The sequence below is a fragment of the Azonexus caeni genome (assembly GCF_048146105.1).
Lineage (GTDB): Bacteria > Pseudomonadota > Gammaproteobacteria > Burkholderiales > Rhodocyclaceae > Azonexus > Azonexus aromaticus_B.
Genome location: NZ_JBKJAD010000009.1, coordinates 108572 through 123155 on the forward strand (window position 1 = coordinate 108572; position 14584 = coordinate 123155).

General features: G+C 63.3%; 12 protein-coding genes. 6 read left to right on the top strand and 6 right to left on the bottom strand.

Features of this window, described 5'->3' with window-relative positions; all coding sequences use genetic code 11:
* Position 1: 1 nt before the first annotated feature.
* From soxX to ACLIIZ_RS11155, 5 genes are all read left to right on the top strand, one after another.
* The gene (gene soxX / locus ACLIIZ_RS11135) at positions 2-607 is read left to right on the top strand and encodes a sulfur oxidation c-type cytochrome SoxX (protein WP_416692186.1); all 606 of its coding nucleotides are present in this window, start codon (positions 2-4) and stop codon (positions 605-607) included.
* Between the two features lie 59 nt (positions 608-666).
* A complete protein-coding gene (gene soxB / locus ACLIIZ_RS11140) occupies positions 667-2391 on the top strand; it encodes a thiosulfohydrolase SoxB (RefSeq protein ID WP_416692187.1) in 1725 nt (574 codons plus the stop codon).
* A complete protein-coding gene (locus ACLIIZ_RS11145; RefSeq protein WP_416692188.1) occupies positions 2388-2999 on the top strand; it encodes a rhodanese-like domain-containing protein in 612 nt (203 codons plus the stop codon). Before soxB ends, ACLIIZ_RS11145 begins: the two co-directional genes overlap by 4 nt.
* Before the next feature lie 114 nt (positions 3000-3113).
* A complete protein-coding gene (locus ACLIIZ_RS11150) occupies positions 3114-4466 on the top strand; it encodes an NAD(P)/FAD-dependent oxidoreductase (RefSeq protein ID WP_416692189.1) in 1353 nt (450 codons plus the stop codon).
* A 19-nt stretch (positions 4467-4485) separates the two neighbouring features.
* Positions 4486-4836, top strand: coding sequence for a DUF5368 domain-containing protein (locus tag ACLIIZ_RS11155; RefSeq protein WP_416692190.1), 351 nt, complete (start codon positions 4486-4488; stop codon positions 4834-4836).
* A 5-nt stretch (positions 4837-4841) separates the two neighbouring features.
* Here the strand turns inward: ACLIIZ_RS11155 and ACLIIZ_RS11160 are convergent, their stop codons facing one another.
* The 6 genes from ACLIIZ_RS11160 to aceK all read right to left on the bottom strand — a co-directional run bounded on the left by ACLIIZ_RS11160 (position 4842) and on the right by aceK (position 11966).
* Positions 4842-5912 carry a YeeE/YedE family protein gene (locus ACLIIZ_RS11160; RefSeq protein WP_416692191.1) on the bottom strand — a complete coding sequence of 357 codons (1071 nt, stop codon included), beginning with the start codon at positions 5910-5912 and terminating at the stop codon, positions 4842-4844.
* Between the two features lie 50 nt (positions 5913-5962).
* Complete coding sequence (locus ACLIIZ_RS11165; RefSeq protein ID WP_416692192.1) at positions 5963-7189, bottom strand: methyl-accepting chemotaxis protein; 1227 nt, start codon at positions 7187-7189, stop codon at positions 5963-5965.
* A gap of 73 nt (positions 7190-7262) precedes the next feature.
* Positions 7263-8633: an NAD(P)(+) transhydrogenase (Re/Si-specific) subunit beta gene (locus ACLIIZ_RS11170; protein ID WP_416692193.1), complete on the bottom strand. Its 1371-nt coding sequence runs from the start codon at positions 8631-8633 to the stop codon at positions 7263-7265.
* A complete protein-coding gene (locus tag ACLIIZ_RS11175) occupies positions 8630-8917 on the bottom strand; it encodes an NAD(P) transhydrogenase subunit alpha part 2 (protein ID WP_416692194.1) in 288 nt (95 codons plus the stop codon). The genes ACLIIZ_RS11170 and ACLIIZ_RS11175 overlap by 4 nt, the downstream gene beginning before the upstream one ends.
* A complete protein-coding gene (locus ACLIIZ_RS11180) occupies positions 8917-10044 on the bottom strand; it encodes an NAD(P) transhydrogenase subunit alpha (protein WP_416692195.1) in 1128 nt (375 codons plus the stop codon). The genes ACLIIZ_RS11175 and ACLIIZ_RS11180 overlap by 1 nt, the downstream gene beginning before the upstream one ends.
* 140 nt (positions 10045-10184) lie before the next feature.
* Positions 10185-11966, bottom strand: a complete 1782-nt coding sequence (gene aceK / locus ACLIIZ_RS11185; RefSeq protein WP_416692197.1) for a bifunctional isocitrate dehydrogenase kinase/phosphatase — start codon at positions 11964-11966, stop codon at positions 10185-10187.
* Positions 11967-12169: 203 nt separating this feature from the next.
* Between aceK and ACLIIZ_RS11190 the strand changes: the two genes are divergently transcribed.
* Positions 12170-14407: an NADP-dependent isocitrate dehydrogenase gene (locus ACLIIZ_RS11190; RefSeq protein ID WP_416692198.1), complete on the top strand. Its 2238-nt coding sequence runs from the start codon at positions 12170-12172 to the stop codon at positions 14405-14407.
* Positions 14408-14584: the final 177 nt, after the last annotated feature.

Below are 14584 nucleotides of genomic sequence, written 5' to 3' on the forward strand. Positions count from 1 at the left end.
GATGAAGAAACTCACCACACTCGCCCTCCTGCTGGCAGCCTTGCCGACGGCCTGGGCCGCCAGCGAGGACACCTACGCCGAGTTCAAGGCGATGATGGACCGTTCGTTCAAGACTAACGGTATCGCCGCCAAACACCGGATGTATCAGCTCGATCTGCAGAAGGCCTGCTCGCAGGACAAGCCGCCGGCCAAGGAAGTTCAGGCGAAGATCGAGGCAGAGCAGTTGAAGACCATTCGCTATCCGGCCGACGGCAAGTACTTTGGCGACTGGAAGGCCGGTGAAAAGATCGCCGTTGACGGTCGCGGCCTGACCTGGACCGACAAGACGCCGTACAACAACGGCGGTGGCTGCTACAACTGCCACCAGATGAGCCACCACGAAGTCTCCTACGGCACCATCGGCCCCAGCCTGCTCGAGTATGGCAAGACCCGCGGCAACGGCGACGACATCGTCAAGTACACCTGGGGCAAGATCTACAACGCCAAAGCCTTCAACGCTTGCAGCAACATGCCGCGCAATGGCGACGCGGAAATCCTGACCGAAAAGCAGATGAAGGATCTGATGGCTTATCTGTTCGATCCCCAGTCGCCGGTCAATAAAAAGTAAAACCGATGTGACCCAGCCCGGCGGATTCCCGCCGGGCTTTTCTTTCAGGGAATCAATTCATGAGCATGAATCGTCGAGAGTTTCTCCAGGTGCTGGCAGTGGCCGCCGCTGGCGGCATGTCCTTGCACAGCGAACTGGCGCTGGCCGAAAAGGGGGCCGGCAAGCTGTACGACCTGCCTAAGTTCGGCAACGTCAGCCTGCTGCACATCACCGACTGCCACGCCCAGCTCAATCCGATCTATTTTCGTGAGCCGAGCGTCAATCTCGGTTTCGGCGACCAGTTCGGCAAGGTGCCGCACCTGGTCGGCGACAAGCTGCTCAAGCACTTCGGTTTCAAGCCGAACAGCATCGAGGCGCATGCCTACACCTATCTGAATTTCGAGAAGGCCGCCGAAACCTACGGCAAGGTCGGCGGCTTCGCCCACCTGGCGACGCTGGTCAAGCGCATGAAGGCGCGCAATCCGGGGGCGCTGCTGCTCGACGGCGGCGACACCTGGCAGGGTTCCGGCACCGCGCTGTGGACCAACGCCCAGGACATGGTCGACGCCTGCAAGGCGCTCGGCGTCAATGTCATGACCCTGCACTGGGAAGCCACCTATGGCGAGGCGCGGGTCAAGGAAATCGAGGAGAAGGACTTCGCCGGCGTCGTCGACATCGTCGCCCAGAACGTCAAGACCGCCGATTTCGGCGATCCGGTGTTCAAGCCCTACGTGATCAAGAACATGAACGGCGTGCCGGTCGCCATCGTCGGCCAGGCTTTCCCCTACACGCCGATTGCCAACCCGCGCTGGCAGGTGCCGAACTGGAGCTACGGCATCCAGGAAGAGAACATGCAGGCGGTGGTCGACGAAGCACGCGCCAAGGGCGCCCAGGTCGTCGTCGTCTTGTCGCACAACGGCATGGACGTCGACCTGAAGATGGCCTCGCGCCTGCGCGGCATCGACGCCATCATGGGCGGTCACACCCACGACGGCATGCCGGCGCCGGTCATCGTCAAGAATGCCGGCGGCCAGACCCTGGTCACCAACGCCGGTTCCAACGGCAAGTACCTCGGCGTCCTCGACTTCGACGTCAAGAACGGCAAGATCGCCGGCTACCGCTACAAGTTGCTGCCGGTCTTCGCCAACCTGCTGCCCGCCGACCCGGCGATGCAGGCGCTGATCGACAAGGTCCGCGCGCCTTACCTCGGCAAGCTCAACGAGCAACTGGCCATCAGTGAAGGCACGCTGTATCGCCGCGGCAACTTCAATGGCACTTTCGACCAGGTCATCGTCGATGCGCTGATCAAGGAAAAGGACGCCGAAATCGCCTTCTCGCCCGGCTTCCGTTGGGGCACCTCGCTGCTGCCCGGGCAGCCGATCCTGATGGAGCACGTGCTCGACCAGACGGCGATCACCTATCCGTGGACGACGGTGAGCAACATGAGCGGCGAGATGATCAAGACCGTGCTCGAAGACGTCTGCGACAACCTGTTCAATCCCGATCCCTACTACCAGCAGGGCGGGGACATGGTGCGCGTCGGCGGCCTGCAGTACACCTGCGACCCGACCGCCAAGGCCGGCCAGCGCATCAGCAACATGATGCTGCGCGGCCAGTTGATCGACCCCGCCAGGACCTACAAGGTCGCCGGCTGGGCGCCGGTCTCGGAAGAAGCGAAGGATGCCGGCGAGCCGATCTGGGAACTGGTCGCCCGCTACCTGCGCGACGTCAAGACACTCAAGCCTGTTCAACTCAACATGCCCAAGCTCAAGGGAGCCGACGGCAATCCGGGGATCGCCCTATGAAAACCATGAAATTTGCCGTGGCCGGCCTGGCGCTGGCCTTTTCCACCCTGAGCCTGGCCGCCGACTGGGCGCCGGGTTCGACCGACTGGAGCAAGCTGCCGGAAATCAAGGTGAGCAAGGCCGGCCTCTACCTGACGCCGCAGCAGGCGCTGGAGATGAAAACCGCCAATCCGAAAGGCGTCGGCTTCTTCGACATTCGCACCCGCGCCGAAGCCATGTATGTCGGCATGGCAAGCACCGTCGATGCCCTGGTGCCCTTCGTCGAGCATCAGGAAATCATGACCGACTGGGACGACAAGCGGACCATGTACAAGCTGGAGCCGAACCAGGATTTCGTCGCCGAGATCGATCGCCGCATGCAGGCGCTGGGCCTGGGCAAGGACGCACCGGTGATCCTGATGTGCCGCTCCGGCGACCGCAGTTCCAAGGCTGCCGATCGCTTGCTCGCTGCCGGTTACGCCAAGGTCTATAGTGTGGTTGAGGGATTCGAGGGTGATCGGGCCAGCGATGGTGCGAAAAAGGGACAGCGCATCGTCAACGGCTGGCGTAACGCCGACCTGCCGTGGAGCTACAAACTCGACCGGGAAAAAATGTACTTCCCGCGTTGATTGCGTGAGCGGTCCGACCTTCGGGTAGGGCTTTTTTTGGGGTGGTTATTTAAGCATATTATGAAATAGTGTTTTATTCGGCGCTGCGGCGTCTCACATGGGGAAGGAGACAAGATGAAAAAAGATGTGCTTGAACAATGCATTGCGCAGACGGTCAAGGGAGGCATCGACCGTCGCGCATTCCTGACATTGGGGGCGGCCGGCGCCGGGGCGATCCTGCTCCGCCCGGCGGCGGCGCAGGCCGCGCCGCGTGTCAGGACGAGTGCGAACATCGTCATCGCCGGTGCCGGGGCGGCCGGTCTGGCGGCAGCCTCGCAACTCGCTGCCCGCCTGGAAGGGGCGAAGATCACGCTGGTAGACGCGCGCAAGGAACATTTCTACCAGCCCGGTTTCACCCTCGTCAGTTCCGGCATCAAACCGGCTTCCTACGTCGTTTCGGCAACCCGCGATTACCTGCTGGCCGGCGTCGAATTGATCGAGGAGGGCGTCGCCGAGTTCGATCCCGAGGGCAGGAAGATCGTCACCACCGGCGGCAAGTCCATCGCCTACGATTATCTGATCGTCGCCACCGGTTGCAAACTGGACTACGCGGCGATTGCTGGCATGGATGTCGAGCAGATCGGCAACAACGGGCTGGGCAGCATCTATCACAGCCCGGCCAAGGCCGAAGCCACCTGGCGCGCCATGTCGAACTTCGCCGACAACGGTGGCGTCGGCGTCTTCCTGCGCCCGGGCACCGAGATGAAGTGCGCCGGGGCGCCGCTCAAATACACCTTCATCACCGACGACTATCTGCGCCGCCGCGGCAACCGCGGCAAGGCCGAGCTGATCTACAACGCCAACAACAAGGCCTTGTTCTCGGTGCCCATCGTCCATGAGAAGGTCCGCATGCTGTTCGAAGACCGCGGCGTCAAGGTCAATTACGAGCGCATCCTGGAATCGATCGACCTCGGCAAGCGCCTTGCGGTGTTCAAGACGGCGCTCGGCCCGGTCGAATTGCAGTATGACTTCATCAACGTGATTCCACCGATGCGGGCGCCGGACGCCGTGCGCAACAGCCCGTTGCGCTGGCAGGAAGGCGGCTGGGCCAACGACGGCTGGATCGAGGTCGACAAGCACAAGCTGCGGCACAAGCGTTTCGACAATGTCTTCGCCGTCGGCGACGTCGCCGGCGTGCCCAAAGGCAAGACCGCGGCGAGCGTCAAGTGGCAGGTGCCGGTGGCGGTAGATCATCTGGTCGCGCAGATCGAGGGCAAGGAATCGTCGGCGCATTACGGCGGTTACACCTCGTGCCCGCTGATCACCCGTCTCGGCCAGGCGATGCTGATCGAGTTCGACTACAAGGACAACCTGACGCCGTCTTTCCCGGGCGTCATCGCGCCGCTCGAAGAGTTGTGGATCAGTTGGGTGATGAAGACGATGGCCCTGAAGCCAACCTATATCAGCATGCTGCGCGGTCGCGCCTGATTTTCGAAGGAGTCAAACGATGAAAGAACTCGATCCGCTGGTTTTCCTCGCTGTCTTCCAGGAAATGCTGGGGCCGCTGCTGTGGCTGATGTTGCTCGTCATCATTGCCGGCACGGCTGCCTTCATTGCCCTGTTGGTCAAGGAGAAAAGCATCAATTCGAAGCGCCTGGTGCGTGCCGAACTCGCCGGCCTGCTCGGTGGCGTGCTGGCGCTGGTGCTGATGGCCAAGGTCTCGTCGTCCGGCTTCACCGATGCCGGCGGGCCGGCCGACTGGTTCCTGATCGCGCTGGTTTTCGGTCTCGGCCTGATCGGGACGGCGGTGCTCGTCTATACCGCGATCGGCTGGCGCAAGCCGGCGGCCAATGGTTGATTGAATCACGGCCGGGGCGTCGCGTTGCGGCGCGCCGGTCCGTCGATCAGCTTGTCGGCAAGACCGGCGCCACCCCACATGCCGATCAGCGCCAGCCAGGCGGTGAGCGCGAAGATTGCCGCGCCGGAAACCCCGGCACCGACCGCGCAGCCGCCGGCAAGCATGCCGCCGAAACCCATCAGCAGGGCGCCGGCGATGTAGCGGCGCATGCTGTGGCCGTCCTTGAAGCCTTCCAGTTTCAGTTCGCGGCCCCACAATGCGGCAAGGAAGGAACCCAGCACCACGCCGGGCACCAGGCCGATGTCGAAATCCCAGGGTTGGCCGGGCGGCGACAGCACCAGCATCAGCACGTTGGCCGAGGGGCCGGTGAAGCTCAGGCTCTGCACCGGCATCACCTCGAAGGCGTGGCTGCCGATGACGAAGGTGCACAGCCAGGCGAGAGCGACGCTCAGCCCGACGCCGATCGCGCAACTCCATTCGCGGAAGCCGAGGCGGGCGCGGCGCCCGAAGACGATCGCCGCCGCCAGCCAGGCGAGGCCGAAGAGCAGGCCGCCGAGATTGCCGAGGTGGGCGCTGACCAGCAGGTCGCGGGCGCTGCCCTCGATCGTCCACAGACCCGACAGCCAGTTGCGTAGCGGCGAGAGCAGGCCGCTCAGCGATGCCTGGGCGGTGACCGCGAAGATCAGGCCGGTGAGCAGGGCGCGCAGGTTGCCGTTGGCGGCCAGCACCAGCATGCGCGACGAACAGCCGCGGGCGAGGATCATGCCGATGCCGAACAGCAGGCCGCCGATCAGGGCGCCGGACAGGCTGCCGCGCGCCGATAGCTGGCGGGCCTGCGAGACGTCGAGCCAGCCGGCGAGGATTGCCGCCTGGGTGGCGACCACGGCGGCGGCGAAGGCGAACAGCCAGATCGCCAGGCGGCCGTCGCTTTCCCGGCGCCAGAACTCGATGACCGCCGAGCGCAGGCAGAAACGCGAGCGCTGGGCAAAGATGCCGAACAGGATGCCGATCAGCAGGCCGGTGACGGTGATTACCGTTTTTTCCCCGAAGCTTTCCAGTAGGGTGGGAAGGTCCATGTCTCGTTCGCGGCTTCCTGTGTTCGGGGTGGAATTTCCGGGGCCTGGCGTCAGAACATCTCGATGTCGCCTTCGCCGCTGCTTCCCGTTCCGCTCTGGATGGTGCGCGAACGCAAGGCGTCGGTCTTGACGTGCGAATCGACGAGCAACTGCACCAGGTGCTGGCTGCGCTTGCGGAAACGCTGGACGCCGTCGTTTTCGTCGCGGTCGTTGTGCAGGCTGAGGAAGGCGTGCATGTAGGTGCCGACGTTCTCGGTGCGCTGGCTGATGCGGGTGATCATCTGGTTGACGATGTCCTCGAACTGCATCGCCATCACGCCGTCGAGCGTCAGGTCGCGCATGCGCTCGGTGATCGAGGTGATGTTGGTCGAGTGCTCGCGCGCCTTCTCGGTCAGTTCGATCAGTTCGCGGCCGAGGTCCTCCAGCGTCGCCCGCGAGCGGTCGGCGACGCTGAGGTCGATGTGACTGGCGACATTGACCCGTTCGCCGACGTCGCGCAGCGATTTCAGGATGTCGTCGAGGGCGGTGCGGATATCGACGTTGAATTCGCCGGTACGCGCTGCCAGCGAGCGCACCTCGTCGGCGACGACGGCGAAGCCACGGCCGGCCTCGCCGGCGCGGGCGGCTTCGATCGCGGCGTTGAGCGCCAGCAGGTCGGTCTGCTTGGTGATGCCGGAAATGTCGTTGAGCGTGCCGGTGATGCGGGCCACCTTGTCCTGCATCTGGCCGAAGCTTTCGGCAACGCCCTGGCTGGTGGTACGCAACTGTTCCATCTTGCCGACGAATTCGCCGATCAGGTTGTTGGTTTCGGCGAAAAAGCGCTGCAGGCCGGCCTGTTCGGCGGCGTGGCTGTCGTCCGAGCCGGTCACGCTGAGCATCTCGTCGATCAGCGACTGCAGGATGTGGCGCTGGTCGTTGGATTGCGATTCGAGACCGGTCAGGCTGCCGCTGATCCGGTTCACCGAATCGCGGATCAGCGCCTTGGCTTCCTGCATCTCCGTCTCCAGCGACGAGAACTGCAGTTCGGCGTGCGCCATCGCTTCGTCCGACAGCACCTGATACTCGGACATCACCTGCGTCAGTTCCTTGACGTAGCCCTGCTGCCTGGTCTTCCAGCTTTCGCGTTCGGTGATCGAGAGGATCGCCGCGGCAATCAGCAGGAGCGCGATGAGCAAGAACCAATGTCCGGAAATGCCGGGCGAGGCGAGCGACCAGGCCCAGAGGAGCAGGGCGGCGCCAGCGCAGCCCCGGATCAGTAGATCATCAAGTCTTTTCATGCCGAGTTCCCAATGCCGGTTGCGGCGGTAATCCCCGCATTGTACGGAGATTGCCGCCGCGCCGGTATCGCACTCAAGTCATCGATTTCAGTTGCTGGATGATTTCACCGGCCATCGGTTGCGCGTCGCCGTAGAGCATGCGGCAGTTGTCGGTGTAGAAGAGAGCGTTTTCGACGCCCGAATAGCCGGTGCCCTTGCCGCGCTTGATGACGATCACGTTCTGCGCTTTGTCGGCGTCGAGGATCGGCATGCCGTAGATCGGACTGGCCTTGTCGGTACGCGCGCTCGGATTGACCACGTCGTTGGCGCCGATCACCAGCGCCACGTCGGCCTGGCCGAATTCGCCGTTGATTTCCTCAAGGTCGAAAATCTTGTCGTAGGGCACGCCGGCTTCCGCCAGCAGGACGTTCATGTGCCCCGGCATGCGTCCGGCCACCGGGTGGATCGCGAACTTCACCTCGACCCCGGCCTCTTCCAGTAGCTCGGTCATTTCCCAGACCTTGTGCTGGGCGTGCGCTACCGCCATGCCGTAACCGGGAACGATGATGACCTTGGACGCGTAGCGCATCATCGCCGCCGCGTCGATCGCGCCGACTTCCTTCATCGTGCCGCTGATCGCTTCGCCGGGCCCGGAGGCGACCATCGGCGTGAACAGGATGTTCGATAGCGGCCGGTTCATTGCCTTGGCCATCAACTGGGTGAGCAGCGTGCCGGCGGCGCCGACGACGATGCCGGCGATGATCAAGGCCGGGTTGCCGAGCACGTAGCCTTCAAAGCCGACGGCGAGGCCGGTGAAGGCGTTGAACAGCGAGATCACCACCGGCATGTCGGCGCCGCCGATGGGCAGGGTGACGATCAGGCCAAGGACCAGGGCGACGACGAAGAAGCCGATGATCAGTTGCGGCTGCGCCGGCGCCAGGGCGATCATGCTCAGGCCGAGGCCGATGGCGACCGCCGCCAGCGTGACATTGACCGCGTTCTGCGCCGGCAGGCGGTAAGCCTTCCTGAGCACGCCCTGCAGCTTGGCCCAGGCGACGCAGGAGCCGGTGAAGGAGACAGCGCCGATCAGCGCGCCGAGCACGGCGAGCGTCGTCGTCACCAGACCCTGGGCGTCGCCGCGGGCGAACTCGATGGCGGCAATCGCCGCCGCCGCGCCGCCGCCCATGCCGTTGTAGATGGCGACCATCTGCGGCATGTCGGTCATCTTCACCTTCTGCCCGGAAATCCAGGCGGCGCCGCCGCCGAGTACCAGGGCGAGGGCGATCAGGCCGAGGTTGTGCAGGCCTGGAACGAGGAAGGTGGCGGCGATGGCGATCAGCATGCCGTAACCGGCGATGACGATGCCGCGCCGCGCCGAGGCCGGCGAACTCATGCCCTTCAAGCCGAAGATGAAGAGCGCGGCGCCGACGAACCAGGCGCCCTGGACGTAGAAGGGGGCGGTCATTGCGTTCCCTCCTTCTTCTTGAACATGCCGAGCATGCGTTCGGTGACCACGTAGCCGCCGGCCGCGTTGGCGGCGCCGAGCGCCACGGCGAAGAAGCCGATGGCCTGTTCGAGCGGCGTCTCGGCGTGGCCGAGCGCGATCATCGCGCCGACCACCACCACGCCATGGACGAAATTGGACCCCGACATCAGCGGCGTGTGCAGGATCACTGGCACCTTGGCGATGATCTCGTAACCGGTGAAGGCGGCGAGCATGAAGATGTACAACGCAAGCAGACCGTCCATCAGGCGTCTCCCAGGATTTGCTTGACCGTGGCATGGACCGTCGCGCCGTCGCGGCAGAGCACGGTGCCGGCGACGACCTCGTCGCTCCAGTCGATGTTCAGGGCGCCGTCCTTGATCCACGGCGAGAGGAAGTTGTAGATGTTCTTGGCGTACAGCTCGGAGGCGTGCGTCGGCATGCGCGACGGCAGGTTGAGCGGGCCGTGGATGTTCACGTCGTTGGCGATGACGTGTTCGCCCGGCTGCGTCAGCTCGCAGTTGCCGCCGGATTCGGCGGCCATGTCGACGATGATGGCGCCGTACTTCATGCGCCCGACCATGTCGCGGGTGACGATCACCGGCGCCTTCTTGCCGGGAATCGCCGCCGTCGTGATCACGACGTCGGCGGCGGCGACCGCCTTGGCCAGCTTCTCGGCCTGCGCCGCCTTTTCCTCGGCAGTCAGCTCGCGGGCGTAGCCGCCGGCGCCGTCGGCGGAGACACCGGTATCGACGAACTTGGCGCCGAGCGATTCGATCTGCTCCTTGGCCGCTGCGCGCACGTCGTAGGCTTCGACCATGGCGCCGAGGCGCTTGCAGGTGGCGATCGCCTGCAGGCCGGCGACGCCGGCGCCGATGACGAGCACGCGCGCCGGGCGGATGGTGCCGGCGGCGGTGGTCAGCATCGGGAAGAACTTGGTGCAGCGCGCGGCGGCGATCAGCCCGCACTGGTAGCCGGCACAGGCGCCCTGGCTGGACAGCGCGTCCATGCTTTGAGCGCGCGAGATGCGCGGCAGCAGTTCGAGCGAGAAGGCGGTGATCTTGCGGGCGTTGAGGGCCGCCAGCCGTTCCTTCGCTTCGTAGGGCTTCAACAGCCCGATCAGCACCGCGCCTTCCGGCATCGCGGCAATTTCGGCCAGCGACGGCGGCGTCACGCGCAGGATCAGGTCGGCGCCGGCATAGCTGCCTTCGAGGCTTGGCATGAAGTCCACGCCGATGTAATCGGGGTCGAGGAAGTGGCTTTGCACGCCGGCACTCTGCTCCATGCGGAGGCGGGCGCCAAGTGCGGCGAACTTCTTGGCTGTCTCGGGAACGAGCGCGGTGCGGCTTTCGCCGTCGCTGCGTTCACGGGCAACCGCCAGGGTCAGCGGCATTTTGATCTCCTTGCCTGAAAGTCATTCGAGGGTTAATTTTTCCTGGCTAAGATAAGTGGATTGTTAATTTTGAAACAATCAGTATTGCTGACGTGACTGGTCAGCAATCACTTATCGGTTGCTGTCGAAAAGCGCGGACATCAGGCATTTTCGTCCTTTCCGGGACGGCAGTTGACGAAGCGCAATTCCTGCGGATAAGGGAAGAAATCCTCGACGTGGCCGGCCCGGATCTTGGCCTGGGCGTCCTGCCAGAAGGCCGGCGTCAGCAGGTCCTTGTGGTGCTTCATGAACAGCTTGCGCACCTGCGGCGAACCGAGCAGGAAGGTGGCGAATTCCTCGGGAAAGACATCGCCGCGGTGGACCGGGTACCAGACCTCGCCCGACATCTCGGTCTCGAAGTCCGGCGCCGGCGGAATCTTGCGGAAGTTGATGTCGGTCATGTAGTCGATCTCGTCGTAATCGTAGAAGACGACGCGGCCGTAGCGGGTGACGCCGAAGTTCTTCCACAGCATGTCGCCGGGGAAGATGTTGGCCTGCGCCAGCTCACGGATCGTGCTGCCGTATTCCTTGATCGCGTGTTCCAGCCCGGCCAGGTTGTTCGACTTGTCCATCCGTTCGAGGTGGATGTTGAGCGGCTCCATCCGGCGCTCGATGTAGAGGTGCTTGATGATCAATTGCTCGCCGTCGATCTCGTACTTGGACGGGGCGAGCCGGCGCAGCTCGTCCATCACCTCGTCGTCGAAGCGCTTCAGCGGGAACATCACGTTGGAGAACTCCAGCGTGTCGGCCATCCGGCCGACGCGGTCGACCTGCTTGACCATCAGGAATTTCTTCTTGACCGTCGCCTGGTCCATCTCCTTGGAACTGCCGAAGATGTCCTTGATGATCTTGAACACGTAGGGGAAGGAGGGCAGCGTGAACACCAGCATGACCAGGCCACGGATGCCGGGCGCCATGATGAACTCGTCTTCCGAGTGGTGCAGGTGATAGATGAAGTCGCGGAAGAACATCGTCTTGCCCTGCTTGCCGAGGCCGAGCATGACGTAGATTTCGGAGCGCGGCTTGTTCGGCATGATCGAGCGCAGGAACTGCACGTAGCCTGACGGCACCTCCATGTCGACCATGAAATAGGCGCGCGACAGCGAGAACAGCAAGCCGATACGCCAGGCGTCGAGCAGCACGGTGTCGAGGTAGAGGCGTCCTTCAGCATCGTGCAGCACGGGAATGGCGAAAGGGTATTCAAGCGCCCCGTTGACCGCCTTGCCGATGATGTAGGCCGCCTTGTTGCGGTAGAAGGCGGAACCGAGTACCTGAATCTGGAAGTTGACCTCGCGCCGCGGCATCTCCTTCAGGTAGCGACGGATGCTGTGGTAGACGTAGTCGACGTCGCGTTCGAGGTTGGCGAAAGGGCGCTGCCAGCCGAAATCGCCGACGATCTCGCGGATCGCGCCGCGCAGGCCGCTGGCCTTGGCGTAGTAGCTGCGGTAGATCGGATCGCTGTCGGCTTCGAGGTTTTCCGTCGAGATGGTCGGCCGGACGAACAGGAAATCGTTGTGGAAATAGGTCCGGTCGAGAATCTTGGTGGTCACTGAATTGAAGAAGGTTTCCGCCAGCTCCGGCTGCTTGTGGTTGAGCAGCAAGCCGATGTAGAGCAGCTTGACCTGCTGCCAGACGCTGTCGTCGATGTTGCGGGCGTCGAACTCGCTGCGCAGGCGATCGACGCATTCGTCGACGCGGTCGTCGTAGAAGCGGATGCGTTCCTTGACCGCGCGGTGCACTCCGAGCCAGTCGCCTTGTTCGAAACGCGTCTTGGCTTCGTAGCAGGTTTGGCGGAACAGCGAATAGTGCCGGTTGAAGCCCTGGATCAGCGCGAGCGCAATCTGGTGCGCGTTGGTGCCGTAAAGACCGACCGAAATCTTCATCGTCCATTCCCCCGGAAGTGCGCTCGATTCTAGCATCGGCACCGTTTGCAGCAGCCCGCTGCGCAATATGAAATGCTGTTTCACCGGTTGACCGATCGGCTGGCGTTGCGGATACTCCCAGGGTTTCGTAAGCACCGCGCAAGGGTGTCGAGCTAAGCTTCACCCGCATATTGATAAAAGCCATCGCAAAGGGGTTAGTTAGCATGTCTGCAGAGGAATCCAAGATCATCTATACGCTTACCGACGAGGCGCCGCTGTTGGCAACGTGCGCCTTCCTGCCGGTTATCCGCACGTTCACGGCGCCTGCCGGGATCACCATCGAGAAGGCCGACATTTCGGTATCGGCCCGCGTCATCGCCGAGTTTCCCGAATACCTGACGGAAGCGCAGCGCCTGCCGAACACCCTCGGCGAACTCGGCAAGAAGTGTCTCGAACCCGAAACCAACATCATCAAGCTGCCCAACATCTCGGCGTCGGTCGCCCAGTTGAAGGCCTGCATCAAGGAACTTCAGGAAAAGGGCTACGCTCTGCCCGATTTCCCGGAAAATCCGGCAAGCGATGAAGAAAAAGCGATCCGCCTGCGCTACAACAAGTGCCTCGGTTCCGCCGTCAATCCGGTGCTGCGCGAAGGTAACTCCGACCGCCGCGCGCCGGCAGCCGTCAAGAACTACGCCAAGAAGCACCCGCATTCGATGGGCGAGTGGAAGCAGTGGTCGCAGACCCATGTCTCGCACATGCACGGCGGCGACTTCTATCACGGCGAAAAGTCGCTGACCCTCGACAAGCCCCGCCGCGTGCGCATGGAGCTGATCGCCAAGGGCGGCAAGGTCAGCGTCCTGAAACCGGAAGTGAAGCTGCTCGAAGGCGAGATCATCGACTCCATGTTCATGAGCAAGAAGGCGCTCTGCGACTTCTACGAGCAGGAGCTGGAAGACTGCCGCCAGGCCGGCATCCTGTTCTCGCTGCACGTCAAGGCGACGATGATGAAGGTCTCGCACCCCATCGTCTTCGGCCACTGCGTCAAGATCTACTACAAGGAAGCCTTCGAGAAGCACGCCAAGACCTTCGACGAGCTGGGCATCAACGTCAACAACGGTATGGTCGACCTCTACGAGAAGATCAAGCAGTTGCCAGAATCGAAGCGCGACGAGATCATCCGCGACCTGCACGCCTGCCAGGAACATCGTCCGCGTCTGGCGATGGTCGATTCGGCCAAGGGCATCACCAATTTCCATTCGCCGAACGACATCATCGTCGATGCGTCGATGCCGGCGATGATGCGTGCCGGCGGCAAGATGTGGGGCGCCGACGGCAAGCAGTACGACAGCAAGTGCGTGATGCCGGAATCGACTTTCGCCCGCATCTATCAGGAAATGATCAATTTCATGAAGTGGCACGGCAACTTCGATCCGCGCACCATGGGCACCGTGCCGAACGTCGGCCTGATGGCCCAGCAGGCCGAAGAATACGGTTCGCACGACAAGACCTTTGAAATCGCCGAGGACGGCATCGCCAACATCGTCGATATCGACAGCGGCGAAGTCCTGCTGACGCAGAACGTCGAAGCCGGCGACATCTGGCGCATGTGCCAGGTCAAGGACGCGCCGATCCGCGACTGGGTCAAGCTCGCCGTCACCCGTGCCCGCAACTCCGGCATGCCGGCCGTCTTCTGGCTCGACCCCTACCGTCCGCACGAAGCCGAGCTGATCAAGAAGGTCAATGTCTACCTCAAGGATCACGACACCAGCGGCCTGGAAATCCACGTCATGTCCCAGGTGCGCGCCATGCGTTACACGCTCGAGCGCGTCGCCCGCGGCCTGGACACGATTTCGGTCACGGGCAACATCCTGCGCGACTACCTGACCGACCTGTTCCCGATCATGGAACTCGGCACCTCGGCCAAGATGCTGTCGATCGTCCCGCTGATGAACGGCGGCGGCATGTACGAGACCGGTGCCGGCGGTTCGGCACCGAAGCACGTCCAGCAACTGACGCAGGAAAACCACCTGCGCTGGGATTCGCTCGGTGAGTTCCTGGCCCTGGCCGTATCGCTGGAAGAACTCGGCATCAAGGAAGGCAACGCCCGCGCCAAGCTGCTGGCCAAGACGCTCGACGCCGCTACCGGCAAGCTCCTCGACAACCGCAAGTCGCCGTCGCCGAAGACCGGCGAACTCGACAACCGCGGTTCGCAGTTCTATCTCGCCATGTACTGGGCGCAGGAACTCGCGGCGCAGAAGGAAGACGCCGAACTGGCCGCGCACTTCGCCAAGCTGGCCAAGACGCTGACCGACAGCGAAGCGACTATCGTCGCCGAGTTCGCGTCGGTGCAGGGAAAACCGGCCGATATCGGCGGCTACTACAAGGCCGACGCCGACAAGTGCAAGGCGGTGATGCGTCCGAGCCCGACCTTCAACGCCGCGCTCAAGACGATGCGTGCCTGATCGCTGCGCCGATGGCAGCAAAAAAGCCCCGCCCAGGCGGGGCTTTTTCATGTGCGCCCGGCACGGGCGCACTCCTGCGGGTGTAAGTCCCGCCGTAAGTTGATCACGACGAACGAAGTGAAGCGCAACTGCGTGAGGGCGACCGAGCGTGGGGAGGAAGCGTGGAGCATAAACTGC